This window comes from Pseudomonas sp. NFACC08-1 (assembly GCF_900106735.1).
Classification (GTDB): Bacteria; Pseudomonadota; Gammaproteobacteria; order Pseudomonadales; family Pseudomonadaceae; genus Aquipseudomonas; species Aquipseudomonas fluorescens_Q.
This window is the reverse complement of sequence record NZ_FNNL01000015.1, coordinates 118,710-143,333: the sequence shown is the minus strand read 5'-3', so window position 1 is coordinate 143,333 and position 24,624 is coordinate 118,710. Positions and strand designations below refer to the sequence as shown.

Genomic DNA, 24,624 nt, shown 5'->3' with positions numbered 1-24,624 from the left:
TGTCACCCACTCGCGCATCTCTCAGCACTGGTTCAGGTCGATCTTGCTTTTCGCTTCCAGGCCTTCAAGGCTTCTGACCTCGTCGTTGCCCATGGCCTGGTAGTGTTTCCTCAGCGCCTCCAGTTGCTTGAGGTCCAGGGATTCGAGTCCGAGCATTGCGTTTTGTGCCTCCTTGGTCGCTCTCAACAGTTCATCGATCTTCAGGTGCAAGATGTCTGTATCGCGGTTCTGCGTGTTCTGAATCAGGAACACCATGAGGAAGGTAATGATCGTGGTTGAGGTGTTGATGATCAATTGCCAGGTGTCGTTGAAACCGAAGAAAGGTCCGCTGGCTGCCCACAGTGCCAACAATACGATGGCCCCCAGGAATGTCTTGGGGCTCCCCGCCCAGAGGGCCAGTTTTTGAGCGATTTTTGCGAACGTCATTGCCGTGTTTCCTTATTGGATGCACCTGTCTGGTGTGACAGCAACGAGGCGGTGAAGATTCTACTTACATTTCAGTCCCCAACATCCGTCGACGTTCATCGTTCGGCACGATGACAGTCGCAACCATTGCCGCTCTCGCAGGTCACTGCTGAAAGCCCTCGGCATTGGAGTACATCATGAATCTCGCCCGCACTTTTTGCCTTGCCTGCTGCTTGTTCACCCTGCAAGGCTGTTTCGATAACTCGGATAACGAGACCAAGGACAACACCGACGGCACCAAGTCTTCGGTGCAGATGCAGGAGTCCGGGGCTGAGAAAAAATAGACGGCCCGCAGCCATCGGAGGGGCGATTGCAAACCCCTGTGGGAGCGAGCTCGCTCGCGATGGCGCCCTGTCAGCCAACATGGATGCTGCTGATTTGACGCCATCGCGAGCAAGCTCGCTCCCACAAACGTTCACCGCCCTTGCTGCAATACCTTGAGAGCGGCAGAAGCGAGGAACCCTGACCGGCTCTTCTCTTCAGGATGGTGCAACACATATTCATCAATGCGATTCAGCAGATAACCGGGCAACGTGATGTTGAGTTTCTGCGCCTTGCCCAGGTACTTGGTGACATCGATGTCCACCAGCGCCCAAGTGCAGCCGGCATACTTTGGATTAGCTGCATGCAGGGTGACGGTGTTGGCTGGCGGAATCGCCGAACCGTCCTCGGCCAAAATCTCGAAGTGTCCCTCAATGGCCTCACGCGCCATCGCCATGGCCTCGTCCAGGTCATCGCCTGCGGAAAAACATCCGGGAATATCCGGCACTTCAACACCCCAGGCGTGCTTGTCATCGCCCATGGAAATCGCAATCGGGTAAAGCATATTCATCGTCCTCCGGGAACGCAGGGCAACGGGGCGGCTGAAGCAGCGCCTGTTGCAAAATACTGATGGCCGTTTTCTTGAGCAGGTCCTTCTTCGGATGAGGAACCGTGACCAATCCCGGCTTGGTCGGGTGCTTGAAGTGATGGTGGCTGCCCCGAACCCGCACCACATATCAACCGTCCGCAATGATCTGGCTTATCAAAAATCGGCTATTCACAACACCTCCGTGTGGTGTGCTTGGTGGGTACTATATCTACTGAAATTTAATGATCAACACCATAACCACCGGGATGACACTAGCGGGTGGGTGAGCTGATTGCACCGAAGTGTAGAAGCCGCGCCCGGCAAGGGGAGCGGCTAGGTGGGTGGGGTTATTTCGGAATGTGAGGGAGGGTAAAAAATACGACCGTGGCGAGGGAGCTTGCTCCCGCTGGGCTGCGCAGCAGCCCCCGGTTTCAGCCCAGTTCGCCTCGCTCCAGGTGTCCGTCCGATCAGCTTATCCACAGGCACTAGGCCTGCTGCACAAACGTCAGCCGCACCGCAAACCCAATCAAAAGACTGCCAAACAACCACTGTTGCACGCGCTGGGCCGAAGGGGAGCGTTGAAGCCAGCGCCCAAGCGCGACACCTACCAGCGCGTAGCCGCTATCAAACAACAAACCCACGCTGACCAACACCACGCCCAGGGTCGCAAACTGTCCCAACACCGGTCCGCCCTGTGGATCAATAAACTGCGGCAGTAAAACCGAACAAAACAACAATGCCTTGGGATTAAGCAAGTTGGTCAGCAGACCGCGCCGAATCGCCTGATACCAACGCCGCTTTCCGGCCTCGATACCGGCTCCTTCAAAACTCGGCAACAACGTGGTCCTCAGGCATTGAAAACCGATCCATAACAGGTAGGCAGCCCCGGCCAGGCGCACCGCGTCAAACGTCCAGGGCGCAGTCTTGAACAATGCCGAAAGTCCCAATGCGGCCAGCGCGACATGACATCCCCGGGCGATGCCCAGGCCCACCGCCGTCGCCAGTGCCGCGCCCTTGCCCTGGCGGGCACCGGTTTGCAGCAACAGAATCATGTCCGGCCCAGGCAGCAAATACGCCACCATCAAGGCCATCAGGAACAACCAGAGCTCTGCCATGCCACACCTCCCTTCATCGACGATTCGGTAGTGCCAGTCTAGGGCCGAGGGGCAGGGCAGGTGGTTGCGAAGTCAGCTTCTAAAGCTAAGGAAATTGGCATAACCTGCCATATATTCGTGTCATTCCATCGGAAAATGCCAACTCATGAAACTGGATGCCTTCGACCGCAAAATCCTCGCCGCACTGCAAAGGGACGGTCGCCTGAGCAACGTGCAACTGGCCGAAGAAATCGGCCTGTCCCCGTCACCCTGCCTGCGCCGCGTGCGGATGCTCGAAGACGCCGGTGTGATTCGTGGTTATCAAGCCATTCTGGATCGCGACGAAGTGGGCCTCGGGCTGACGATTTTTGTCGGCGTGAAAGTTGAGCGGCACAACGACGAACGAGCCGAAGCATTTCGCCAGGCGGTCACGGCATTGCCGGAAGTGATTTCGGCGTTCCTGGTGTCAGGCGAGTCGGATTTTCTGTTGCAAGTCGTGGTGCCGGACTTGCGTGCCTATGACCGCTTCGTCACCGGGCATTTGTTGAAGCTGCCGGGCATAAGTGACATCCGCAGCAACTTCGCGATTCATACGGTGAAGACGCCGGGGGCGTTGCCGTTGGGGCATTTGCCTGGCGGCTGAGCAATGAACGACACAAGTAGGCAGCCAACATACAAAAAGCCCCGCTGCGAAAAACCGCCGGGGCTTTTTGGTTTGTCGTTAGGTGGGAGTCTTGCGGCTCCCATTCTCAAACGTACGGTCTATCTATTGTTTCTCGGCTTTTTTTCTAACTTCAACTTCCGATCTAGGCGTAATGACTTTCACAACGTCATCAATTACTGCCTTGCTCATCTCCAACAAAAAATGCGCAGCCCAGGCGTAGCGGTCGGTGCTCTTCTCAAACGCCGCGTCTTCGGCAAGCCGGTGGGCGAGATGCAAAAGATCCGACGCCCGTTCCAATGCCTCTTGGATAGGGACGCCGCCGTTGACTCGGAACAGTGCTCGATCAGCGGAATAGTTGAAGGGGGTGTAGCCGATGGTTTTGAGCTCAGTGTTTTCGTTCATGGTCTGCCTCCGTTGATCGAGAAGCAGTAAATTCGAGGCCTGAGATTTGGCTGGTTTAAAAATGATCTGTTTTGCTGCGAGGTACGCATTGTCTAGCTCCCGTGAAGCGCGGTTGCATGACTCACGGGTTCCCAAGCCCGATCGCTGATTTGCAGCGACGTCTGGAGAGTAGCCATCGAAGGACAAGGGCGACAAGGCGAAAACTCGCCAAAAAGTAAGGTAAGCGCACCCCCTACGCAGTTTTCGGATTTTGCCTACAAATCTTCATGGTAGCCATACGATATTTTAATTGCGCTGATTCTCCAGACCCAGGGATCAGATGCTGTTGATGGACAGACAGGGCCCCGCGACCTCGGAGGAGAAATGACATGTCCACACATCGAAGTCATCAAGCAAGCATTGAGCAATTGCATCGAGAGGTAGAGGCTTTGGCAGAAGAAATGAGGCGCCCGGCCCCGACCACATTCCGCGTTACGTGGTTGCCGTTCAGCATCGGTGCAGCGTTCGCTCTGACCGTGTTTGTCGTCGTCGCTTTTGTCGCTAAGCATGTTTGATGCTCTATCGCTGAGATACCTTTTTTCGGCGATGCCGTGGCGGTAGCCGGCTCAAGGCGTCTTCGGCTTGCAAGAGGGTGCTTTCTCGATAACGTCGAGGATGTGGAAATGGGGGCGTATTATTTTGGACGGAGATGGGGAGCCATCTATCTACGCTCGGAGATCACCTCACACTTCCCCAAACATCAGCCATAAAAAAACCGGCCACCATGAGCCGGTTTTTTTTAATCCCTCGCCAAAAAATATACAACGCGGGACCAGAATTCGATTGGAGCGGGTGAAGGGAATCGAACCCTCGTTATCAGCTTGGGAAGCTGGAGTAATGCCATTATACGACACCCGCTCAGAGCGGCTGACTTTGTACCAGATGTGGCCACGGATTTGAAGTTTTTCTTTACGTACGGCGAGGTCACCCGTCTACGCAAGCCTCAAACCAGAGCGGTCATTCGCGGGCAAACCCCGTTGCCAAAAGCGCAGGGTGGGGCTTGCTCGCGAAGACTCGGTTTCAGATAGCCAGTGCATGGTAGCCCTGCACGTAGTTGTAGCGAGGTCGACTTTCGTGGTGGGTCGGTTGCAGGAAGTCCATTAAAGCGTTGCGGCTGTCCCGGCAGGCGGCCTTGTGTTCCATGTCCAGGAAGTGCCCGGTGGCTTGCAGGGTGCTGAAGCTGCTCTGCTGTACATGCTCGGCAAAAAGCTTGGCGTCAGCGGCCGCGGTGTACTCGTCCCATTCGCCGTTCAGGAACAGCACCGGCACGTTGATTTTCTTCGCCGCGTTGACGTAGCACAACTGGTCGCTGTGAAGCACATCGCTGATGTGGAAGTGCATCTGCCCGTATTCATGCTCGGCCAGGCTGCTCACGTGGCGATAGTTGAAACGCTTGAACAGCGGCGGCAAATGTTTGCCGATGGTGCTGTTGACCAAGTGTCCGACACGGTCGCCGTCCAGGCTGCTCAGGTAATCCACGCCGCGCTCCAGGTAGTCACGCATCGGCGCATTGAGTACCGGTGAGAACGAGCTGATCACGGCTTTTTCGATGCGCCGTGGGCGCTGGGCCAGGGCGGTCAGTGTGGCGGCGCCGCCCCAGGAAAACGACAGCACGTGCTCGGCGGCGAAGTGGTCGATCAGTTCCAGGAGGATCTGGCCTTCGACCTCTTTCGTCAGCATGGTCTCATGCCGGTTGTGGGCTTTGGACTTGCCCGCGTAGGGTTGGTCGTACAGCACAACATTGAATTGCGGGTAGAGGTTTTTGGCGGTCTGTGCAAACGACGCGGTGGTGGCCATTGAGCCGTTGACCAGGATGATGGTCTTTTGTGCGGCGTCTGCGCGATAGAACTCCGTGTAAACCCGATACTGACCCTGTATATCCAGCACAGCGATTTCTGGCCTCATGTCATAAGACTCCTGGCAAGCGGGTATGCGCGCAATGAGATTGCACGGGCAATGTGACAGGTAGGCATACGCCTGGAAGATAAGGCCCATGTCGATCCAAAAAAAAGGTCGACGGGTGTTGTTATAGGCGGGCAGTTCGCCGGCGGGACAAGGCGGAACCTGAGGGTTCCAGCCGGCAAAAAGTTTCTTGGAAGTATGTTGTGACTCATCGGTCACATTTCGGCCGACGGTTTGATTCAAGCAGGGGGGCGAGCGTTGCGCAAGTACCTATCGGAAAATTGTTCGACACTTCTGCCCAGCGGTAGCAGGTTCAGATGAGATGGACTTCTTCAAGGCTCAAGGCGCGGTACTGGCCCGGCTCGAGACGGGCGTCCAGTGTCAGTGGGCCCATGCGCTCGCGGTGCAGGCGCAGCACCTTGTTGTTGAAGTGGCCAAACATGCGCTTGACCTGGTGATAGCGCCCTTCAACGATGCTCAAGCGCGCCGATCTGGGCCCCAGCAGCGTCAGCTCAGCAGGTTGGGTGGTGAGGTCTTCGAAGGCAAAGTACAGGCCCCGGGCGAAAGTGTCGGCGTATTCGGCCGTGATGATTTGCTCGGTTTCAACGTAGTAGACCTTGGGCAGTTTGGTCTGCGGTTGGGTCAGGCGCCGCGACCAGGCGCCGTCATTGGTGATCAGCATCAGCCCGGTGGTGTTGAAATCCAGGCGTCCGGCGATGTGCAGGTCGTCCTTGTCCGGTTCGTCCAACCAGTCGAGCGCCGTGGGGTGTTGCGGGTCGCGGGTTGCACTGACACAGCCGGGCGGCTTGTGCAGCATGAAGTAGCGCGCTGGCCGGCCAGCTTGCAGCACTTCGTCGTCGACTTCTACACGGCTGAATTCGCGGACTTGTGCATGGGGATCGCTGACGGTCTGTCCGTCGATCCGCACCCGGCGTTCCACCAGCAACAGGCGCACTTGTTGGCGATTGAATCGCGGCAGATTACTGAGGAAACGGTCGACGCGCATGGGCAGTTCAGGCAAGGCAACGGAGGGCGGGCATCTTACGCGATCGGCTGAGGCTTGGCGCGCAACTGGGCTTGGACCTGGGCGCAGCGTGGGCACAGGCAGGATTGATCACGCAGCTCGGCTGGCAATGCTTCAAGCACGGCCGGGTCGATGCTCACGCCGTAACACCAGCAGGCGCGGTCGGCGGTTCGTGGGTCGGCCAGGGTGCAGTCATTGGCACCGCCGCAGGCCGGGCAAAGATCGGGTTTATTCATAACTGGAATGAGGCATTTCCACGCAGGTTCGATTGCGCCCGGTCTGCCGGGCGCGTTGTAGCGCATGATCGGTCCGCGACAGCAGGCTGTGCAAGGTGTCTTCGTCCTGCAAGGTGGTGAGGCCGAGACTGACGGTGACCAGCAATTGTTTTCCACTGCAGAAATAGCGCTGCTTTTCGATGTGCTGACGAATTTTCTCTGCGATCTTCAGACCGGTCTGTCCATCGATGTCCTTGAGCAGGACGACAAAGGCTTCAGTGCTCCAGCGACACACGATGTCCGAATGCCGCAGGTTTTGTGTCAGGTCGCGGGCGAACCCGGCCAGCAGTTGATCGGTGGCGACATGACCATGGGTGGTGTCCAACCGCTTGAAATCGTCCAGTTCCATCAGCAGCGCAGTCAAGGGTTTGGGTTCGCGCTGGGCTTCATGGAGGGCTTGCACGGCCAGCAGGTCGAAGCCACGGCGATTCGGCAATTCGGTCAGGCTGTCGAGGGTGGCTTGGGCGTCGATGCGTTGTTGGTAGCTGTTGATCAACCGATAAAGGATTGCCAGGACAGCCAGCGTCACGAGTATGCCGATCAACAGGTTCAGATACAGTGTCTTGAGGATGTTATCGCGTACCGAGGCATGGGCTGCGTAATAGCCCAGCAAGGCAATGATCAGGAATCCGGTACCCAGCAGCGCCACCACGGCCAGGAGCGGCTTGCGCTGGGAATACAACGGCGAACGGAGCGACATGGCGATTCCCTTGGCGCAGACCCAATGAAGTCAGTTTAGTGGCCTTGTGGGAAAAGACAGTCGAATTTGCAGGTTTGTGGGACCGTGGCGAGGGAGCTTGCTCCCGCTGGGCCGAGAAGCGGCCCCGAAAGCGTCTGCTTCGCAGCCGAGCGGGAGCAAGCTCCCTCGCCACAGGTTCAGCTTTATTCCAGGCTACGCAGATAAGCCCGCCATCCCCCCAGATGGCTGATGTCCTGCGCGCCCTCCAATCCATAGGCCTCGCAGATGAATCCGCTTTCCCAGCGCCCATCGGCCAGTTGCACCTTGCCCAGCCCCAACGGTGCGGGGATGCCGGTCAGGAACGAACCCAGTTCGCTGCTCGGCAGCTCCCAGACTTCCACCTCGATCGCCACGCCGCCCTCGCTGACCCGAAGCATGCCGGGGCGCAGGGGTGGGCCGCCGGCCAAGGCATGGAGACGGTAGTCCGGCGAGCTCTGGGTGGCCTCGATCAGCCGCGCGCCGCGTTGCTTGAGCTGCCAGTTCAACGCCAACCCGTCCAGGTGTGCGCCGCACACGACCAGCCGTGCCCGGTCGTGGCGCGCCGGGTGGGCGGGAACAGGCAAGGTCTTGTCCTGTTGACGCTGCAAGGCATCGGCCACGCTCAAGAGGTATTGATCGGTGAACGCTCGACCGAACAGCGTCACGCCCCAAGGCAAGCCGTTGGCCATGAATGCGCTGGGCACGGCGACGGCGGCGTAGTCCAGCAGGTTCATGAAATTGGTGTAGTACCCCAGCTCCGAGTTGCGCAGCACCGGTTCGGCGGCCAGTTCGGCGAGGGGCACCGGTCGGCCGATGGTCGGTGTGAGTACGCAATCAAGCGCCTCCATGGCCCGGTCGCATTGGGCTTTGAGCGTTTGCAAACGGTAGCGGGCACGGAAGGTTTGTACACCATCCACCGTAGGCGCTTTCGCCAATACGGCACGGATGACGGGCAGTACGGCGCCGGGCTCGCGCTCCATCAATGGGCCGGCAACGCTGTAGCGTTCGGCCACCCACGGGCCTTCATAAAGCAGCCGTGCGGCTTCCAGGAACGGCGACAGGTCCAGTTCCACGGCTTCGCCGCCCAGGCGTTCGAGTCGCTCGATGGCATCCAGAAACAGTTGCGGACCTTCAGGACAGCCGAAAAACTCCAAGTCTTGCTGGCGCGGCACACCGAAGCGAAAGCGCCGGGGCGCGCCGAACGCGGTGCCATCGTTCCACTGCGGGTTGTGGCGGCTGTAGTCGTCACGAGGGTCTGGACGGGCCGTCAGCGCCAACAGCTGGCTGGCTTCCTTGGCCGTCGCCGTGAAGGTCGTGACGCAGTCCAGCGTGCGACAGGCCGGGACCACGCCCGCCGTGGAGATCAGCCCCAGGGTGGCTTTCAATCCCACCAGGTTGTTCAACGCTGCGGGCACCCGACCGGAGCCGGCGGTGTCGGTGCCCAAGGCAAAGCTCGCCACGCCCAGGGCCACGGCCAGCGATGAGCCGGCGCTCGAACCGCCTGCCGGGTAGTCGGGCAGCACGCTGTTGCGGCAGGCGCCGTAGGGCGAGCGAGTGCCATTGAGCCCGGTGGCGAATTGGTCGAGGTTGGTCTTGCCCAGGGGGATCGCGCCCAGTGCCAGCAACTGTTCGACGATGGTGGCCGAACGTGGCGGTACGTAGGCAAACGAAGGGCAGGCGGCAGTGGTGGGAATGCCAGCCAGGTCGATGTTGTCCTTGATGGCAAAAGGTACGCCGTACAGCGGCAGGCTCTCGAGGTCGCGGCCTTCCAACGCGGTCAGGTAGGGTTCCAGTTCCTCGGCCGTCAGCAGGTGGATGAACAGGTGATAGTCCGGGTTCAGCGCCGCGGCTTTTTCCCGCAGCTCCAACAGCAATTTACGCGGCGTCAGTTCGCCGCTGCGGTAGGCATTGCGCAGGTCGTCCAAGCGAAGCGAAAGGTTCATGGGGTTAATCCTTTGATTGAGTTCAGTCACGTTCCAGCACCACGACACGCTGTCCGGCGCGCACCGCCGAACCGGGCTGCACGCGCACCTCGCGTACCATGCCGGCCACGGGTGCCAGCACCGGGATTTCCATCTTCATCGACTCCAGGATGACCAGCACATCGCCAGCGGCGACCCGAGCGCCAACCTCCACCTGGACCTGCCAGAGGTTACCGGCGATGTGGCTGTCGACACTCAGTTGACCGTCAGTCAGCGGCGAATCCTCGCTCGGGGCGATGGCCGGCTCTTCACTGTCGAAGTGCGCCTGGCCACTGGTGATCCAACGCTCGCGTTCGGCCTCGAAGGCGCCTTGTTGCTGGTGACGGAACGCAGCGATGCTGTCAGCCTCCTGCGCCAGGAAACGCTGGTACTCAGCGAGATTGAGCTGGCTATGCTCGATCGCCAGGTCGAAGCGGCCCAGGGGGAAGTCCCGGCGGATGCGCAACAGTTCATCGGCACTGACCGGGTAGAAGCGGATCTGGTCGAAGAACCGCAGCAGCCACGGCTTGCCGTCGAAGGCGGCGACGTCCCGATAACGATTCCACATCTGCAACGTGCGCCCGACGAACTGATAGCCGCCCGGGCCTTCCATGCCGTACACGCACATATAGGCGCCGCCAATGCCTACCGAGTTTTCCGCGGTCCAGGTGCGGGCCGGGTTGTATTTGGTGGTCACCAGGCGATGGCGTGGGTCGAGCGGCGTGGCGACCGGTGCGCCAAGGTAGACGTCCCCCAGGCCCATGACCAGGTAGCTGGCGTCAAACACCGTGCGTTGCACCTCATCGAGGTTGGGCAGGTCGTTGATGCGTCGGATGAACTCCAGGTTGCTTGGGCACCAGGGCGCGTCCTTGCGCACCGTGGTCATGTATTTTTCGATGGCGAGTTGGCAAGCCGGATCGTCCCAGGACAGTGGCAGGTGGACGATGCGCGACGGCACTTGCAGGTCCTGCGCGGCGCACACGGCGTCCCATTCCCCGGCGACGATGGACAGTAGATCGGCCAGGGGTAATTGCTCGGGTTGATAGTGCACTTGCAGCGAGCGAATGCCCGGCGTCAGGTCGATCACGCCGGGCAGGTGTTTGTGTTGCAACGCTTGCATCAAGGCGTGGGCGCGAAAGCGCAGCACCAGGTCCAGTTCGGGGGCGCCGATTTCCAGCAGCAGGTGGGTGTCGCCGGATAGCCTTGCCACCAGGCGCGTATCGTCCTGACCGATATCCAGTACCACAGGCGACCCCCATTTCTGTGTGTGCCCAGAACCTGTGGCGAGCGAGCTTGCTCGCGCTGGGTCGCGAAGCGGCCCCAACTCTTTATCGGTAGGATCATTGTCTGGCGAGTGCTGCGCACTCGAGCGGGAGCAAGCTCCCTCGCCACAAGGGATGTGTGTCGCCAGTGAGCGGGCGGTGGATATGTCCACCGGCACAAACCGCACCTTGTCCCCTGCCTTGAGTTGCCCCAACTGCCAGAGGTCCGCCTCGATCACCGTCACCGGGCAGACGAAACCGCCCAGGCTCGGGCCATCGGGGCCGAGGATGACGGGCATGTCGCCGGTGAAGTCCACGGCGCCGATGGCGTAGGGGTTGTCATGGATATTGGAAGGGTGCAGCCCGGCCTCGCCGCCGTCGGCGCGGACCCATTCGGGTTTCGGCCCGATCAGGCGCACGCCGGTGCGGCTGGAGTTGAAATGCACTTCCCAGGCCGTGTCGAAGAAGGTCTGGATGTAGCGCTCGGTGAAATATTCGGGCGCGCCGTGGGGGCCGTAGATCACGCGGATCTGGCGCACGCTCGGCAGTTCCAGGTCCGGTGCGCTCGTTGGCGGCAGTGTCGTGTGCTCATCCAGCGGTGCCAGGTGCAACACGTCGCCGGTACACAACGCTCGTCCGCCGTGGCCGCCAAACTGGCCGAGGGTGAAGGTGCTTTTACTGCCCAGGTAATCCGGCACTTGCACGCCGCCTTGCAGGCACAGGTAACTGCGTGCCCCGGCGCCAGAGATGTTGCCGATCGCGAGGGTGGCGCCGGCAGCAATCGACAACGGTGTATTCATCGGCACCGCTTCACCGTCGAGCGTGAGGGCAATCACCGCACCGGTCACCGCCACTCGGGCGGCGCAGTTGAAACGCAGCAGCGGCCCGTTCATGGTGATTTCCAATGCCGCCGCACCTTCTTCGTTGCCCAAGAGGCGATTGCCCAGGCGCAACGAACGGCTGTCCATCGGCCCTGACGGCGGTACACCCACGGCCCAATAACCGAGGCGGCCGGGATAGTCCTGGACGCTGGTCTGGGTGCCTGGACTGAGCACTTCAACGGTGTGGGCACGATAGACCAACGTCTCCAGGCAACGGGTCCAGGGCTGGCCGTTGGCAAACGGTGTGTCGAGGAGAATTTGTTGCAGGTATTGGCGGTTGGTCTCGACGCCGTACAGCAGGCTTTCATCCAGTGCTTGATAAAGGCCCAGGCGCGCTTGCTCGCGGGTCGGCGCCCAGCGAATGACCTTGGCGATCATCGGGTCGAAGTAGGGCGGGATCTGGCAACCGGCCTCGACCCACGTGTCGATGCGCAGTGCTTTGCCGTCGGCCTGGGGAAATTTCACGGCGGTCAGCAGCCCTGGGCTTGGCTGGAAATCCCGGCCTGGGTCCTCGGCATACAAGCGCGCCTGGATCGCGTGGCCCTCGGCTTTCAAACCTTGGCCCAGCTCGTTCAGTGGCGGTAAATCACCGGCCGCCAATTGCACCATCCAGCGCACCAGGTCCACGCCCCACACCTGCTCGGTGACGCCGTGCTCCACTTGCAGGCGGGTGTTCACTTCCAGGAAATAGAAGCGCCCGGCGTCGCTGTCGAACACGAATTCCACAGTGCCGGCGCTGCGGTAGTTCACGGCTTGGGCCAGTTGGATCGCCGCTGCGCAGAGTTCGTCGGCCATGCCCTCGGGCAGGTTCGGCGCCGGGGTTTCCTCGAGGACTTTCTGGTTGCGCCGTTGCACCGAGCAGTCGCGCACGCCCAGGGCGATCACCTGGCCCTGGCCGTCGCCGAACACCTGTACCTCCAGATGCCGTGCGCGTTCGATGTACTTCTCGATGAACACTCCGGCATCGCTGAAGTTGTTCTGGCACAGGCGCTTGACCGCTTCGAAGGATTCGCTCAGCTCAGCGGCGCTGCGACACACGCGCATGCCGATGCCGCCGCCGCCGGCGGTGCTTTTGAGCATCACTGGATAACCGATCCGGGTTGCGGCCAACAGTGCGGCGTCGAGGCTGTCGAGCAGTTCGGTGCCTTCGAGCAGTGGCACGCCGTGCCGGCGCGCCAGGTCGCGGGCGGTGTGCTTGAGGCCGAACACACGCAGTTGCTCTGGCGTCGGACCGATGAAGGCAATACCGGCCGCTTCGCAAGCTTCGGCGAAGGCGGCGTTTTCCGAGAGAAAGCCGTAGCCGGGATGAATCGCCGTCGCGCCGCAGCTTTTGGCGATCGCCAAAAGCTTGTCCACCGCCAGGTAAGTACCGGCCGCCGCGCCTTCGCCCAGGCAGTGGGCTTCATCGGCCTGGAGGATATGCAAGCTGGCGGCGTCGGCCTGGGAATACACCGCAACGCCCTCGACCTTCAGCTCACGCAAGGTCCGCAGGATGCGGCAGGCGATGGCGCCACGGTTGGCAATCAGGATTTTTTCGAACATGGCATTACCCCTCAGGCATGCAGGTCTGCCTGAATTGGGATGCGGGCCGTCCCGCAGTTTTCGATGGCCGCCGGGGTCGTCCCAGGTGGCGAAATTTCCAAACATCACTGCGCCCCTTGTGCGAGCTTGCTCGCTCCCACAAGGGATCAGGGCGTTATTTGATGCACTGCCCCGACCGGCTCCGGCACAACGCGAACAGCCAGCGGCGCAGGCGGGTGAGTTTCAGTTCCATATCAAAAGCTCCGCAGGCGTGGGGTTGTAGGCGTTGCACGGGTTGTTCAGTTGTGGGCAATTGGAGATCAACACGATCACGTCCATCTCGGCCCGCAGGTCGACGTATTTGCCTGGCGCCGAGATCCCGTCTTCGAAGGTCAGGCCGCCATCGGCGGTGACTGGCACGTTCATGAAGAAGTTGATGTTCGGCCCGATATCGCCCTTGCCCAGGCGACCGTCGTGGGCGCAGGCCCGCAGGTAGTTATCACGGCAGCTGTGCATGTAGCGTTTCTCCAGGGCGTAGCGCACGGTGTTGCTTTCCTGCGCGCAGGCGCCGCCGAGGGTGTCGTGGCGCCCGCAGGTGTCTTCGACGATGGTCAGCATCGGGTGGCCGAGGTTGGAATAGAGCACGCTGCCGGTGCTCAGGTAAACGCTGTTTTGTCGACGCAGGGTGCGCTGCACGTCGTAGCGTTCCTTGGGATTGGCCAGGCTGTAGAACAGCGTATCGACCGCTTGGTTGCCTTCCAGGTCGAGGATGCGCAGGGTCTGGCCCTTCTTGACCTCCACCAGCCAGGGTTCCCCGGCGGGAATCGTGGCACGGTAGACGGCGGTATCGGGTTGCTTGTGTGCGGTGGCGATGGCGAGTGACATGGCAGCGATCCTCAGGCGAACAGGCGGTCGGTGTTGATAAAGCCGCGCTGGTTTTCCGGACGCGAAAGGCGGCAGTGCTCGGCGACGCTGGCATCGGCATTCATCCAACTGAGCTTGAGCGGTTGCGGGGCGTATTGCGGGTTCGGGTCCATCGGGTGTTGCAGCGCGGTCAGCACCACCAGGGTGTCCATCGGCGCGTACAACTCGATGTAGTCGCCGGTCAGGGAATTGCCCTCGACGAAGTGAAAGTTTCCGGCCTCATCGACATCGACCCGGCTGAACAGGTTGAGGGTCATCAGCAGGTCGGACAGGCCCAGTCCCCATTTGCCCAGTTCCACCAACAGGTTGTCGGTGCCGTTGCGAAAGAAGCCGTTGCGCAGTTCCTGGTAGCGGCCCTGACCGTATTTTTGCGCGACTTCCTCGGCGCAGAGCACGCCGCCCAGGCTGTCGCTCCAGCCGCAGGTGTCGGCGGTGATGGCCGCCAGCACCCGGCCCATGTCCGAGTAAAGGCAGTGGCCGGCGGTGAGCTTGGCGGTGTGTTGGCATTTGAGGCTGTCGGGCAGGTTCAGGCGTTCGGTTTTCTCGTTGGCATTGAGTAGCGTGAGGCTCACGTTGGCCCCGCCACGCAGGTCGGTCAGGCGCAGCAGTTGGCCGCGCTTGAGCACGAAGGAGCGGTGGCCGCCACCGGGCAGCAATTCTTCGGCGAAGGGCGTAAACAAGTGGGTCGAGTCGGTCATGAAAAAACTCCGTTCAAGCAATACGCAACGTGCCGGCCAGTTCGGCGGGCAGGGCGTCGACGGCGGCACGGGCGGTGCGGCGGTCGCTGTTCAATGGGATGTCGTAGGTGATGCGTGCGCCATAGGCGCCGGGGGCGTGGGGATCGACGCGGACCTTGTCGAACACCAACAGGCGTGTGCCGAGGCTGAAACCTTCGGACAGGTCGTGGGTGACCATGAACACCGTCAGCCGGGTTTCGCGCCACAGCTCCAGCAGCAGGGCATGCATGTCTTTGCGAATGCCCGGGTCGAGGGCGCCGAAGGGCTCGTCCAGCAGCAGGACCCGCGGCTTCATGATCAGTGCCTGGGCGATCGCCAGCCGCTGCTGCATACCCCCGGACAGTTGCGCCGGGTATTTATCCAGCGCATGGCCGAGGCCGACTTTGTCCAGTAGTTGCGCAGCTTCTTCGCGGGCCTGGCGCTTGGCGCTGCCGAACAGCCGCCCCAAAAGTGCTGAGCGCGGCAACTCCAGGCCCAGGGCCACGTTGTCCAGCACGGTCAGGTGCGGGAACACCGAATAGCGTTGGAACACCACGCCCCGGCTGGCATCCGGCTCGCCGGCCAAGGGCTCGCCGTCCAGGAGAATCTGCCCGCGGCTGGCGCGCTCCTGGCCCAGCAGCAACCGCAGGAAGGTCGACTTGCCGCAACCCGAGGCACCCACCAGGGTGCAGAACTCACCTTCGGCGACCCTCAGGTTCAAACGCTCCAGTACCACCTGATCGGCATACTGTTGCCAGACGTTGTTCACCGTAATAAAGCTCATGCCTTCGCCCCCTCATACCAGGGGAACGCTTGCCGGGTCAGGCGCTTGAGGCCCCAGTCCATCAGCCAGGCGAGCAGGGTGATCCACACCACGTACGGCAAGATCACGTCCATCGCCAGGTAACGCCGCACCAGGAAAATCCGATAGCCCAGCCCATCGGTGGAGGCGATGGCTTCGGCGGCGATCAGAAACAGCCAGGCCGAACCTAGCATCAGCCGCAGGGAAATCAGCAAGCGCGGCAGCAATTGCGGCAGCACCACCCGCAGCATCAGCGTCCAGGTCGAAGCGCCGAGGGTCTGGGCCTTGATCAGCAGTTCGGGCGGAATTTCCCGGGCGCGCTGTTCCAGGTCGCGAGCCAGGCACGGTGTGATGCCAATCACGATCAGCATGACTTTCGACAATTCCCCCAGGCCAAAGACGATGAACAGGATTGGCAGGATGGCCAGCGGCGGCACCATCGACACCACGGTGAGCAGCGGCGATAACGGCGCGCCCAACAGCGGCAACGTGCCGGCGGCGATGCCCAGGCACAGTCCGGCCAGGGCACTGATGCCCAGGCCGATGGCCAACCGACGCAGGCTCGACGCGGTGTCCTGCCAGAGCAGGTATTCGCCGCTGCGGGCGTCAGCGGTGAAGGCCAGGCGCTTGACCGCATCGGCCATTTGCACGGCGCTGGGTAGCAGTTTGTCGTTGGGGTTGTCCGTCAACCGTTCGGCCGAGCCCATGAAGTAGGCGAGCAACACCAGCGCGAAGGGCAGGATCACCAGCAACAAGCGGCTGGGACGATCCGGGTAGCGGTTGATCAGGCGCATGCCAGGTCCTCCGGTTTACAGCTTGGCGTCGGCAGCCAGCTGTACGTAGGTCGGGTCAAAGCGCAGCTTGAGGTTGGCCTTGTCGCCGCGGGTTACGCCATTGGCGAACGCCATGCCGACTGCGTTGGCGTCCTTGGCACCTTCGCCCAGCAAGCTGTGCTGGAACGAGAAGTTGGCGACTTTGCCCATGGTGGCGGGCAGTTGTTCGCTGGTGGCGAAACCCAGGGCTTCCTTGGGTGTGGCGAACAGCTTGGTGGTGTCCAGTTGCGCCTGGAAGCCGGCCAGGTCGGTGCCCGAGGCCTTGGCCATGTGCTCCAACGCGGTCTTGCTCGCGGCGTTTTTCGCGTTCATCAGCGCCACCACTTCAAACCAGGCGCCGGTCAACGCTTTGCCCAGGGCCGGGTTGTCCTGCAGGGTCTGGGTGTTGACCACCATCATGTCCATGATCTCGCCAGGGATCTGGCTGGAATTGAACACTTCGCTCACGCCGGGCTGGGCCTTGATGTCCGAGAGCATCGGGTTCCAGGTGGTGACGGCCTTGACCTGGTCGGTGTTGAAGGCGGCAGAGATGTCGGCGTCGGAGGTATTGACGACTTTCAGGTCTTTCTCGGCGAGACCAACCGAATCCAGGGCGCGGGCCAGCAGGTAATGGGACACCGACAGTTCCACCAGGTTGACGTCCATGCCCTTGAGATCGGTGACTTTCTTGCCTTCGCCCTTGAGGACGATGCCGTCGTTGCCATTGGAGAAGTCGCTGATGATCAGCGCGGTGCTGTCCACGCCACCGGCGGCGGGAATGGTCAGGGCGTCCATATTGGTCATGGTGCAGCCGTCGAACTGACCGGCGGTGTACTGGTTGATGGATTCGACGTAATCGTTGAGCTGCACGACATCGATCTTGATGCCGTATTTTTTCGCCCATTTGTCGACGATGCCTTGGCTACCGGCGTATTCCCAGGGCATCCAACCGGCATAAATGGTCCAGCAGACGCTGAAGTGGTCTTTTTGAGCAGCGGCGGATGAGAAGCTCACGAGGGCCGAGAGGACGGCGAGGAGCAGGGCGGACAGACGAAGCTTGAACATGGTGGTTCTCCAGTTGATCAAGGGCGGACAGGAGCAACGCGGCACCGCGAACGGTGGCTTGTCTCCCGGGCTTTTGTCCCGCCGTGTAACCTCAACTGGAGGTCGCCAACTCTCGGACCAGTCACTCGCCAGAGGCGAGCCGGAACCCTAGTCAGCCATTGCAAATTGTGGTGCCGCGAACCTGTGATGACTCCTGCACGGGGTTTGTTAAAGCGAGAGCCGTGCCAATTCGGGCAAAGGCCCGGGTTAGAGAGGGCAGGTGTTGGGGAGAGAATGCTTGGGGGCGGATTTGTGCTTGCTTGTGGTGCCGTCGCGCACCGGAAGAGGGCGACGAGCGACATGTTTCTAGTTGTTGCCAGGTCGCACCAGATTCCGATTTTGCTGTCTGAATATGCGTCAGTCACACAAAGTTGGCTGCCGCCCATCAGCGTCGCTGATGCGGCTCATTCGCGGTCCAGGAGGCCGCCATGTATCGACGACTGCTCCTCATTGCGTTTCTCGGTTTGACTCTTTCGGCCTGCGTGCCTTACTACGACGGAGACTCGAGCTACTACCGTTCCGAGGTCTATACCTCACCGGCACCGGTCTATTACGGTGGCGGGAGTTATTATTCGGCTCCGCGTGGCTATTACGCCCCGCGGTATTACCAACCGGCGCCGCGCTATTACTCGGCACCGCGTTACTACCAACCGGCGCCGCGCCATTACTCGGCACCGCGTTACTACCAGCAAGGCCCACGCTACTACTCGCCACCGCGAGCGGCGTACCGGTCTTATCCGAATCGGGGTGGCTGGGACGGCCATGACCGGGGCGGCTGGAATGACGACCGACGCGGTCGAGGCGGACGTGATCATCGGGGACGCGGCGATCACGATGGACGGGGCAGTCACCGCTGATCCCAGGGCAACAGAAAGCGGCGCATAAAGCGCCGCTTTTTTGTGCCTGCAATAAACCCGATGGGATAGCTCTTGTGGGAGTTGCTGACGCGTTACTCGTTAGACAAATCCGCCAACGGATGCCGACCTTCCCACTCCTTGTGAAAGTGCGCCTCGACCGCCGCCTCGGGCACATGGTTGATGTCCGGCCAGTGCCAACGGGGCTTGTGGTCCTTGTCGATCAGCCGCGCGCGCACGCCTTCGCTGAATTCCGGATGGCGACAGCAGTTGAGGCTCAAGGTGTATTCCATCCGGAACACGCCGGCCAAGGACAAATGCCGGGCACGGGCGATCTGTTCCCAGACCAGATGAGCGGTCAGCGGGGAGCCTTCGCTCATGGTCTTGGCCGCGCGGGCGATCAACGGGTCCGGGTGGTCCACCAACAAACTGAGCGCTTTCCAGGCGCAGCGCACATCGCTGACATCCAGCCATTCATCGATTTTCTGCCGACGTGGTAGCCATTGGGCTTCGGGCATTTGGCCGACCGCTTCCTGTTGCAGGGCCTTGAGCAGGCTGTTGAGCTGCACCGCGGTCTGTTCCTGCCAGTTGAGTTGCAGCAGGCCTTCGATCAGGTCGTCCTGTTGTTCATCCAGCAAAAAGCGGTCGGCCAGGTCCAGGTCGATGGCGTCCCGGGCATTCATGTGGGCGCCGGTCAGGCCGAGAAACAGCCCGAGCTTGCCGGGCAGGCGCGACAAGAACCAACTGGCGCCGACATCCGGGTACAGGCCGATGCTGATTTCCGGCATGGCCAGGCGACTGCTTGGCGTGACGATGCGGGTACTGGCGCCTTGCAGCAGGCCCATGCCGCCGCCCAGTACATAACCGTGGCCCCAGCACAGCAGGGGTTTTGGATAGGTGTGCAGGTTGAAGTCCAAGCGGTATTCCGCCGCGAAGAATTGGGCCGCCAACGGCGGCACTTCGCCGGGATGGGCGCGGCAGGCTTCCACCAAGCTGCGCACTTCACCGCCGGCGCAGAAGGCCTTGGCGCCATTGCCGCGCAACAGCACACAAACGACCTGCGGCTCCCGGGCCCAGGCATCGAGACGATCACGCAAGGCGTTGATCATCGGAAGGGACAAGGCATTCAAGGATTTTTCGGCGTCCAGGGTGGCGATGCCGATACGGGCACCGTCGATGCCGGTGAGCTCTTCGAAGTGCAGATTCATCGTGACCTCGATCAGAAATTTGAATAATCAGTATGACCGCTGCGTGGGAAAGTGCTGGTTCTGCGTCAGATCAATTGACAAGCCATGTAGGCTTTCCTAGGGTGCGCCCATTGTTTTTACCGGATGCAACCATGACTGCCGACGACCGTATCAAACTCGAACCGAGCTGGAAGCAGGCACTGCGTGCCGAGTTCGACCAGCCCTACATGGCGGAGTTGCGCGAATTCCTACGTCGGGAGTACGCCGCCGGCAAGGAAATTTATCCACCGGCACCGCTGATTTTCAATGCCCTCAATTCCACACCGCTGGACAAGGTCAAGGTGGTGATCCTCGGCCAGGATCCGTATCACGGCCCGGGCCAGGCCCATGGCTTGTGTTTCTCGGTGCAACCGGGTGTGCCGGCGCCGCCGTCGCTGGTCAATATCTACAAGGAGTTGAAGCGCGATCTGAACATCGATATTCCCAACCACGGCTATCTGCAAAGCTGGGCCGACCAAGGCGTGTTGCTGCTCAACACTACCATGACCGTGGAGCGTGCCAACGCCAACGCCCACGCAGGCAAGGGCTGGCAGCATTTCACCGACCGGGTCATCGAAGTGGTCAGCGAACACCAGCAGAACCTGGTCTTCCTGTTATGGGGCGCCCATGCCCAGAGCAAGCAGAAACTGATCGACGCTACCAAGCACTTGGTGCTGACCTCGGTTCACCCGTCACCGTTGTCGGCTTATCGGGGTTTTCTGGGGTGCGGGCATTTCAGTCGGGCCAACAAGTTCCTCGAGCAACATGGCGAGGCGCCTATTGATTGGCGGTTGCCGCCGCTTTAAGTGGTCGGCAGTCAGGGCCCCATCGCGAGCCCAAACCACCCACAACCCGTGGCGAGGGAGCTTGCTCCCGCTCGGCTGCGCAGCAGTCGCAAAATCGGATCATGCGGTCCGGCTGAAAAAATGCAGAGGCCTGCTTCGCAGGCCAGCGGGAGCAAGCTCCCTCGCCACATTGTGTGAAGCCGAAATTGGAGCTCGACCAAAGTCCCTGTGGGAGTGAGCTTGCTCGCGATGAAGGCAACTTGGTCTATAAGTCCGAACCCGGCTTGCGCATCCAATACCTGAACAACGGCTCCGCCAGAAACAACACAAACAGCAATCGCATCACCTGCAACGCTGTCACCAATGGCACTGACAGTTGCAATGTTTCCGCCGTCAGGCTCATTTCCGCGATGCCGCCGGGCATCATACCGAGTGTCAGTGAACGCAGATCCAGATGGGTCAAGGTGCTCAAGCCTAGGGCTGCAAGCGTGGCGATCAGCATCGTCAACACCGTGCCGATCAGGGTACGCCCCATGAACGACGGCGCCCGACGAAAGAACTGCCGGTTGAAATGACAACCCAATCCGCTGCCGATCAACCACTGGCCGACCTGGCTGGCGCCGTTGGGCAGGCCGATGTGCAGGTCCCAACCGACGCTCACCGCCGCACTTACCAGCAAGGGTCCGAACAACCAGGGGTTGGGTTGGCGCAATCGCTCCCAGACCCAGGCGAGCAGGGCGCCCGCCGGGAACAGGATCGCCAGCCACAGCCAGTCCACCGTCGTGGCGTGTTGCACCGGCGAGCCTTCGCCCAACAGGTACTTGAAGGCTGCCGGCACGCACAACACTACCACCAGCACCCGCAGGCTCTGGCCTGCTGCAACACGACTAAGGTCCGCGCCGTTGCGGGCGCCGAGGTTGACCATTTCGCCGGAACCGCCCGGCATGCTCGAGAAGAACGCGGTGGCGCGCTCCTCGCCAGTGCGACGCATGAGCCAGACACTCACCACGCTGGACACGCTGGTGATCAGCGCACCGAAGAAGATCAGGCCGAAGTGGCTCAGCACCTGCTCCATCACCACAGGAGTGAAGTGCAGGCCGATACCGATGCCCACCACCCATTGGCCGCACTTACGGCCGCCGGGGATTTCCATCAGTTGCCACGGCGTAAGACAGCGCACCAGGATGATCGCCAGCAACGAGCCGACCATCCAGGGCAAAGGCCAGCCGATCAGGCTGGCCAGGTAACCGCCGGCCAGGCCGACCAGCGGTGTTCCCCACCATTGTCTGAATGTCGCCTCAGACATTGGCCAGGGCGCGACGTTGAGCGGCGCGGCGACGCCAGATTCGCAGCAATGGCATGAACAGCATGATCGCTGTCAGGATCCAGCAGCCGAACGTGATCGGGCTCGACCAGAGGATCTCCAGTGCACCGTTGGAAATCGACAGCGCACGCCGCAGGTTCTGCTCCATCAGGCCACCGAGGATGAAGCCCAGCAGCACTGGCGACAGCGGGAAGTCCAGCTTGCGCAGGATATAGCCGAAGATGCCGATACCGATCATCAGGAACAGGTCGAACGTGGTGGCATGCACCGCATAGACACCGATTCCGGTGATGATCGCGATGACCGGAACCAGCGCCCAGTTCGGCACCGCCAGGATCCGGGTGAAGATGCGGATCATCGGGATGTTGAGGATCACCAGCATGACGTTGGCGACGAACAACGACGCGATCAGGCCCCAGACGATGTCCGGCTGTTGCTGGAACAGCAGTGGACCGGGCGTGATGTTGTACAGCGACAGCGCGCCGATCATCACCGCGGTGGTGCCCGAGCCGGGAACACCGAGGGTCAGCATTGGCACCAGCGCACCGCAGGCCGCGCCACCGATGGCTGTTTCCGGGGCGGCGAGGCCGCGCTTGTCGCCCTGGCCGAACGTGCCACCGGCGCCGGCAATGCGTTTTTCCGTCATGTAGGCCACGGCACTGGCCAGGGTCGCACCAGCACCCGGCAGCACGCCCATGATGAAACCGAGCACGCCGCAGCGCAGGTTCACAGTGAAGACCGACGCGGCTTCCTTGAAGTTGAACATCATCCGCCCGGTAGCTTTCACTGCCTCCTGGCCGCGATGGGTTTTTTCCAGCAGCAACAGGATTTCGCTGATGGAGAACAGGCCCAGCACCAGCACGACGAACTGGATGCCGTCGGTCAAGTGGATGTTGTCACCGGTGAAGCGGTATACGCCGCTGTTGGCATCGATTCCGACACTGGACAGGAACAGGCCGATCAGCGCCGCGATGAAGGTCTTGAGCGGTCGGTCGCCGGCCATGCCGCCGAGGCAGACAATGGCGAACACCATCAGGACGAAATATTCCGCCGGCCCGAAGGCAATCGCCCATTTGGCCAGCAACGGTGCGAACAACACCATGCCGCAGGTGGCGATGAACGCGCCGATGAACGAACTCCACGCCGACAGCGACAATGCCACGCCGGCCAGGCCTTGGCGGGCCATTGGATAGCCATCGAGGGTGGTCATCACGGTGGAAGCTTCACCCGGGATGTTGAGCAGGATCGAGCTGATACGTCCGCCGTATTCGCAACCCAGGTACACCGCGGCCAGCAGGATCAGCGCCGATTCCGGCGGCAGCCCCAGGGCAAAGGCAATCGGGATCAGCAGCGCCACGCCGTTGATCGGGCCCAGGCCCGGCAGCAGGCCGACCACGGTGCCGATCAGGGTGCCGGTCAGTGCTGTGACGAGGTTGTAGGGGGTCAGTGCAACGCCAAAACCCTGGCCGAGATAATTCAGGGTATCCATATCAATTCTCCAGGACGTCGAGCAGGCCCAGGGGCAGCGGCACGTCCATCAGCTTGTCGAACAACAGGTAAAGACCGATGGCCATCAGGCTGATGATCACCACGCTGGGCACCCAGCGACCGCCGTAAAGGCGCGCCATCGGCACGCCGATCAGGATGCTGGCAAGAATGAAGCCCAAGGGTTCGAAGGTGCCGGCGAAGACCAGCAGCAGCACCACGCAGATACCGATTTTCTGCAAGGTTTCGCGGTCCAGGTGCGGGTCTTCGTCGCTATGCACGATGGGCGTCGGGCGAAACAGCATGTACAGCAATGCCAGCCCCATCAGCCCGAGCATCAGCAAGGGGAAGGCGCGCGGGCCGACCGGTTCGTAGGAAAAGGCCGCTTGATAGGGCCAGGCCATCAGTGCCAGGCCGATACAGGCCAGTAGCAGCACCGCGGCAAAAATACGTTGGATGGTGAGCATGACTAACTCCTGGGCGGCGCCGACAGTGCCGGCGCCGCCGCGAGAACAGAGACGGTTACTGGATCAGGCCGAACTCTTTGGCCAGCACCTTGTAATCAGCCACTTGTTTCTTCACGTAGGCATCCAGTTCCGGGCCGGTCATGGCGAACGGGAACAGCTCGCGCTGGTCGCGCAACTTGGCGAACTCTTCGGAAGCCAGCAGTTTGTCGAACGCGTCTTTCCACCAGGCGTAGTCTTCGTCGCTGACCTTTGGCCCGAGGTAGAAGCCACGGACCACTGGCCAGAGGATGTCGTAGCCTTGTTCGCGAGCGGTCGGGATATCTTTCATTTCCGGCTCGTCCAGGCGTTTATCGGAGAACACCGCCAACAGACGCATGTCACCACTCTGGATGTGCGGCATGGAGTCGGAAATGTCCGTACTGCCGACCTGAATATGGCCGCCGAGCAGGGCTGTGGCGATTTCACCACCGCCTTCGAGTGCCACGTAGCGCAGTTTGCGCGGGTCGATGCCGGCAGCCTTGGCGATCAGGGCGGTTTGCATCCAGTCCTGGCTGCCGACGGTGCCGCCGGAACCGATGACCACGGAACCTGGATCTTTCTTCAGGGCCTGTACCAGATCATCGAGGTTCTTGTAGGGCGAATCGCTCTTTACCGCGATGGCGCCGTAGCTGGTGCCAACGGCCGCCAGCCAGCGCACGGCGTTTTCATCGAAACGACCGAACTTGCCTTGCGCCAGGTTCAACAGCGAACCGCTGGACCAGGCCACCAGCGTGCCGGCGTCGGCCGGGCGTTGGGCGACCACTGCGTTGTACGCCACCGCGCCGACACCGCCGGGCATGTAGGTCACACGCATGGGTTTGGTCAGCAGTTTCTGGTTCACCAGCGCGCTTTGCGCCAGTTTGCACGTCAGGTCGAAGCCGCCTCCCGGTGCCGCCGGGGCGATGCATTCGGGGCGCTTGGGCTCCTTGGATGGATCAGCGGCGAGCAACTGCCCGGCGAACATCAGGCATCCGGCGGCCAGGGCTACTTTACGCAGTGAAAGGTTCATTGTTGTCTCCACAGGATTG

24 protein-coding genes, 1 tRNA gene, 2 pseudogenes and 1 riboswitch are annotated in these 24,624 nt (G+C 61.3%); of the genes and pseudogenes, 5 read left to right on the top strand and 22 right to left on the bottom strand.

Features of this window, described 5'->3' with window-relative positions:
- Positions 1–21 precede the first annotated feature (21 nt).
- A complete protein-coding gene (locus tag BLU76_RS25505; protein WP_092148683.1) occupies positions 22–426 on the bottom strand; it encodes a low affinity iron permease family protein in 405 nt (134 codons plus the stop codon).
- Between the two features lie 176 nt (positions 427–602).
- Between BLU76_RS25505 and BLU76_RS31620 the strand changes: the two genes are divergently transcribed.
- On the top strand, positions 603–749 hold the full coding sequence (locus tag BLU76_RS31620; protein WP_170862029.1) for a hypothetical protein: 147 nt from the start codon (positions 603–605) through the stop codon (positions 747–749).
- Positions 750–880: 131 nt separating this feature from the next.
- Here the strand turns inward: BLU76_RS31620 and BLU76_RS25500 are convergent, their stop codons facing one another.
- From BLU76_RS25500 to BLU76_RS25490, 3 genes and pseudogenes are all read right to left on the bottom strand, one after another.
- Positions 881–1,291 (bottom strand): type II toxin-antitoxin system HicB family antitoxin, encoded by a 411-nt coding sequence (locus BLU76_RS25500; RefSeq protein WP_092148680.1) that lies wholly within the window; start codon positions 1,289–1,291, stop codon positions 881–883.
- A gap of 40 nt (positions 1,292–1,331) precedes the next feature.
- A pseudogene (locus BLU76_RS32010) lies at positions 1,332–1,460 on the bottom strand (type II toxin-antitoxin system HicA family toxin); the annotation flags it as partial.
- Between the two features lie 340 nt (positions 1,461–1,800).
- Positions 1,801–2,430, bottom strand: a complete 630-nt coding sequence (locus BLU76_RS25490) for a LysE family translocator (RefSeq protein ID WP_092224916.1) — start codon at positions 2,428–2,430, stop codon at positions 1,801–1,803.
- Between the two features lie 145 nt (positions 2,431–2,575).
- On the opposite strand from BLU76_RS25490, the gene BLU76_RS25485 reads away from it, so the two are divergent.
- Positions 2,576–3,052 (top strand): Lrp/AsnC family transcriptional regulator, encoded by a 477-nt coding sequence (locus BLU76_RS25485; protein ID WP_092224914.1) that lies wholly within the window; start codon positions 2,576–2,578, stop codon positions 3,050–3,052.
- Positions 3,053–3,175: 123 nt separating this feature from the next.
- Here the strand turns inward: BLU76_RS25485 and BLU76_RS25480 are convergent, their stop codons facing one another.
- On the bottom strand, positions 3,176–3,475 hold the full coding sequence (locus BLU76_RS25480) for a DUF3077 domain-containing protein (protein ID WP_092148664.1): 300 nt from the start codon (positions 3,473–3,475) through the stop codon (positions 3,176–3,178).
- A gap of 368 nt (positions 3,476–3,843) precedes the next feature.
- Here BLU76_RS25480 and BLU76_RS25475 point away from each other — a divergent pair, with 368 nt between their 5' ends.
- Entirely contained in the window at positions 3,844–4,029 is a 186-nt protein-coding gene (locus tag BLU76_RS25475) for a hypothetical protein (RefSeq protein ID WP_033046215.1), read from the top strand.
- Between the two features lie 269 nt (positions 4,030–4,298).
- Here the strand turns inward: BLU76_RS25475 and BLU76_RS25470 are convergent.
- The 12 genes and pseudogenes from BLU76_RS25470 to BLU76_RS25415 form a co-directional block, all read right to left on the bottom strand.
- Positions 4,299–4,372 (bottom strand) — tRNA-Gly (locus BLU76_RS25470).
- A gap of 162 nt (positions 4,373–4,534) precedes the next feature.
- Positions 4,535–5,419 carry an alpha/beta fold hydrolase gene (locus BLU76_RS25465; protein WP_092224912.1) on the bottom strand — a complete coding sequence of 295 codons (885 nt, stop codon included), beginning with the start codon at positions 5,417–5,419 and terminating at the stop codon, positions 4,535–4,537.
- Positions 5,420–5,729: 310 nt separating this feature from the next.
- Entirely contained in the window at positions 5,730–6,422 is a 693-nt protein-coding gene (locus BLU76_RS25460; protein ID WP_092148660.1) for a pseudouridine synthase, read from the bottom strand.
- Between the two features lie 35 nt (positions 6,423–6,457).
- On the bottom strand, positions 6,458–6,676 hold the full coding sequence (locus tag BLU76_RS25455; RefSeq protein WP_072347095.1) for a cysteine-rich CWC family protein: 219 nt from the start codon (positions 6,674–6,676) through the stop codon (positions 6,458–6,460).
- Positions 6,669–7,286 (bottom strand): annotated as a pseudogene (locus tag BLU76_RS25450) (GGDEF domain-containing protein); the annotation flags it as partial. The gene BLU76_RS25455 and the pseudogene BLU76_RS25450, both read right to left, overlap by 8 nt.
- Positions 7,287–7,597: 311 nt before the next feature.
- Entirely contained in the window at positions 7,598–9,376 is a 1,779-nt protein-coding gene (gene atzF / locus BLU76_RS25445; protein WP_092224910.1) for an allophanate hydrolase, read from the bottom strand.
- A 22-nt stretch (positions 9,377–9,398) separates the two neighbouring features.
- Positions 9,399–13,079, bottom strand: a complete 3,681-nt coding sequence (uca, locus tag BLU76_RS25440) for an urea carboxylase (protein ID WP_092224908.1) — start codon at positions 13,077–13,079, stop codon at positions 9,399–9,401.
- A 222-nt stretch (positions 13,080–13,301) separates the two neighbouring features.
- Positions 13,302–13,943 carry an urea amidolyase associated protein UAAP2 gene (locus BLU76_RS25435; RefSeq protein ID WP_092224906.1) on the bottom strand — a complete coding sequence of 214 codons (642 nt, stop codon included), beginning with the start codon at positions 13,941–13,943 and terminating at the stop codon, positions 13,302–13,304.
- Positions 13,944–13,954: 11 nt separating this feature from the next.
- Positions 13,955–14,680, bottom strand: coding sequence for an urea amidolyase associated protein UAAP1 (locus BLU76_RS25430; RefSeq protein WP_063322547.1), 726 nt, complete (start codon positions 14,678–14,680; stop codon positions 13,955–13,957).
- A 13-nt stretch (positions 14,681–14,693) separates the two neighbouring features.
- Complete coding sequence (locus BLU76_RS25425; protein ID WP_092224904.1) at positions 14,694–15,482, bottom strand: ABC transporter ATP-binding protein; 789 nt, start codon at positions 15,480–15,482, stop codon at positions 14,694–14,696.
- Positions 15,479–16,294, bottom strand: coding sequence for an ABC transporter permease (locus tag BLU76_RS25420; protein WP_092224902.1), 816 nt, complete (start codon positions 16,292–16,294; stop codon positions 15,479–15,481). The genes BLU76_RS25425 and BLU76_RS25420 overlap by 4 nt, the downstream gene beginning before the upstream one ends.
- Before the next feature lie 15 nt (positions 16,295–16,309).
- Positions 16,310–17,377 (bottom strand): putative urea ABC transporter substrate-binding protein, encoded by a 1,068-nt coding sequence (locus tag BLU76_RS25415; protein WP_092224900.1) that lies wholly within the window; start codon positions 17,375–17,377, stop codon positions 16,310–16,312.
- Between the two features lie 60 nt (positions 17,378–17,437).
- Positions 17,438–17,539, bottom strand: a riboswitch (guanidine-I (ykkC/yxkD leader).
- 305 nt (positions 17,540–17,844) lie between these two features.
- Between BLU76_RS25415 and BLU76_RS25410 the strand changes: the two genes are divergently transcribed.
- Positions 17,845–18,273, top strand: a complete 429-nt coding sequence (locus tag BLU76_RS25410; RefSeq protein WP_092148636.1) for a hypothetical protein — start codon at positions 17,845–17,847, stop codon at positions 18,271–18,273.
- Positions 18,274–18,365: 92 nt separating this feature from the next.
- On the opposite strand, the gene BLU76_RS25405 is transcribed toward BLU76_RS25410, so the two are convergent.
- Positions 18,366–19,478, bottom strand: coding sequence for an enoyl-CoA hydratase/isomerase family protein (locus BLU76_RS25405; protein ID WP_092224898.1), 1,113 nt, complete (start codon positions 19,476–19,478; stop codon positions 18,366–18,368).
- A gap of 131 nt (positions 19,479–19,609) precedes the next feature.
- Between BLU76_RS25405 and ung the strand changes: the two genes are divergently transcribed.
- Positions 19,610–20,302 carry a uracil-DNA glycosylase gene (gene ung / locus BLU76_RS25400; protein ID WP_063322542.1) on the top strand — a complete coding sequence of 231 codons (693 nt, stop codon included), beginning with the start codon at positions 19,610–19,612 and terminating at the stop codon, positions 20,300–20,302.
- Between the two features lie 244 nt (positions 20,303–20,546).
- On the opposite strand, the gene BLU76_RS25395 is transcribed toward ung, so the two are convergent.
- The 4 genes from BLU76_RS25395 to BLU76_RS25380 are packed head-to-tail and all read right to left on the bottom strand — an operon-like array spanning position 20,547 to position 24,605.
- Positions 20,547–21,587 (bottom strand): AbrB family transcriptional regulator, encoded by a 1,041-nt coding sequence (locus BLU76_RS25395; protein ID WP_063322541.1) that lies wholly within the window; start codon positions 21,585–21,587, stop codon positions 20,547–20,549.
- Entirely contained in the window at positions 21,580–23,094 is a 1,515-nt protein-coding gene (locus tag BLU76_RS25390; RefSeq protein ID WP_072347108.1) for a tripartite tricarboxylate transporter permease, read from the bottom strand. Before BLU76_RS25390 ends, BLU76_RS25395 begins: the two co-directional genes overlap by 8 nt.
- Before the next feature lies 1 nt (position 23,095).
- Positions 23,096–23,557: a tripartite tricarboxylate transporter TctB family protein gene (locus BLU76_RS25385; RefSeq protein WP_063322539.1), complete on the bottom strand. Its 462-nt coding sequence runs from the start codon at positions 23,555–23,557 to the stop codon at positions 23,096–23,098.
- Between the two features lie 55 nt (positions 23,558–23,612).
- Positions 23,613–24,605 carry a Bug family tripartite tricarboxylate transporter substrate binding protein gene (locus BLU76_RS25380; RefSeq protein WP_003198777.1) on the bottom strand — a complete coding sequence of 331 codons (993 nt, stop codon included), beginning with the start codon at positions 24,603–24,605 and terminating at the stop codon, positions 23,613–23,615.
- Positions 24,606–24,624: the final 19 nt, after the last annotated feature.

Excerpts from the sequence above, each read along its gene's own strand:
- BLU76_RS25505 (WP_092148683.1), bottom strand. The coding sequence starts at position 426 with ATGACGTTCGCAAAAATCGCTCAAAAACTGGCCCTCTGGGCGGGGAGC.
- BLU76_RS31620 (WP_170862029.1), top strand. The coding sequence starts at position 603 with ATGAATCTCGCCCGCACTTTTTGCCTTGCCTGCTGCTTGTTCACCCTG.
- BLU76_RS25500 (WP_092148680.1), bottom strand. The coding sequence starts at position 1,291 with ATGCTTTACCCGATTGCGATTTCCATGGGCGATGACAAGCACGCCTGG.
- BLU76_RS25490 (WP_092224916.1), bottom strand. The coding sequence starts at position 2,430 with ATGGCAGAGCTCTGGTTGTTCCTGATGGCCTTGATGGTGGCGTATTTG.
- BLU76_RS25485 (WP_092224914.1), top strand. The coding sequence starts at position 2,576 with ATGAAACTGGATGCCTTCGACCGCAAAATCCTCGCCGCACTGCAAAGG.
- BLU76_RS25480 (WP_092148664.1), bottom strand. The coding sequence starts at position 3,475 with ATGAACGAAAACACTGAGCTCAAAACCATCGGCTACACCCCCTTCAAC.
- BLU76_RS25475 (WP_033046215.1), top strand. The coding sequence starts at position 3,844 with ATGTCCACACATCGAAGTCATCAAGCAAGCATTGAGCAATTGCATCGA.
- BLU76_RS25465 (WP_092224912.1), bottom strand. The coding sequence starts at position 5,419 with ATGAGGCCAGAAATCGCTGTGCTGGATATACAGGGTCAGTATCGGGTT.
- BLU76_RS25460 (WP_092148660.1), bottom strand. The coding sequence starts at position 6,422 with ATGCGCGTCGACCGTTTCCTCAGTAATCTGCCGCGATTCAATCGCCAA.
- BLU76_RS25455 (WP_072347095.1), bottom strand. The coding sequence starts at position 6,676 with ATGAATAAACCCGATCTTTGCCCGGCCTGCGGCGGTGCCAATGACTGC.
- atzF (WP_092224910.1), bottom strand. The coding sequence starts at position 9,376 with ATGAACCTTTCGCTTCGCTTGGACGACCTGCGCAATGCCTACCGCAGC.
- uca (WP_092224908.1), bottom strand. The coding sequence starts at position 13,079 with ATGTTCGAAAAAATCCTGATTGCCAACCGTGGCGCCATCGCCTGCCGC.
- BLU76_RS25435 (WP_092224906.1), bottom strand. The coding sequence starts at position 13,943 with ATGTCACTCGCCATCGCCACCGCACACAAGCAACCCGATACCGCCGTC.
- BLU76_RS25430 (WP_063322547.1), bottom strand. The coding sequence starts at position 14,680 with ATGACCGACTCGACCCACTTGTTTACGCCCTTCGCCGAAGAATTGCTG.
- BLU76_RS25425 (WP_092224904.1), bottom strand. The coding sequence starts at position 15,482 with ATGAGCTTTATTACGGTGAACAACGTCTGGCAACAGTATGCCGATCAG.
- BLU76_RS25420 (WP_092224902.1), bottom strand. The coding sequence starts at position 16,294 with ATGCGCCTGATCAACCGCTACCCGGATCGTCCCAGCCGCTTGTTGCTG.
- BLU76_RS25415 (WP_092224900.1), bottom strand. The coding sequence starts at position 17,377 with ATGTTCAAGCTTCGTCTGTCCGCCCTGCTCCTCGCCGTCCTCTCGGCC.
- BLU76_RS25410 (WP_092148636.1), top strand. The coding sequence starts at position 17,845 with ATGTATCGACGACTGCTCCTCATTGCGTTTCTCGGTTTGACTCTTTCG.
- BLU76_RS25405 (WP_092224898.1), bottom strand. The coding sequence starts at position 19,478 with ATGAATCTGCACTTCGAAGAGCTCACCGGCATCGACGGTGCCCGTATC.
- ung (WP_063322542.1), top strand. The coding sequence starts at position 19,610 with ATGACTGCCGACGACCGTATCAAACTCGAACCGAGCTGGAAGCAGGCA.
- BLU76_RS25395 (WP_063322541.1), bottom strand. The coding sequence starts at position 21,587 with ATGTCTGAGGCGACATTCAGACAATGGTGGGGAACACCGCTGGTCGGC.
- BLU76_RS25390 (WP_072347108.1), bottom strand. The coding sequence starts at position 23,094 with ATGGATACCCTGAATTATCTCGGCCAGGGTTTTGGCGTTGCACTGACC.
- BLU76_RS25385 (WP_063322539.1), bottom strand. The coding sequence starts at position 23,557 with ATGCTCACCATCCAACGTATTTTTGCCGCGGTGCTGCTACTGGCCTGT.
- BLU76_RS25380 (WP_003198777.1), bottom strand. The coding sequence starts at position 24,605 with ATGAACCTTTCACTGCGTAAAGTAGCCCTGGCCGCCGGATGCCTGATG.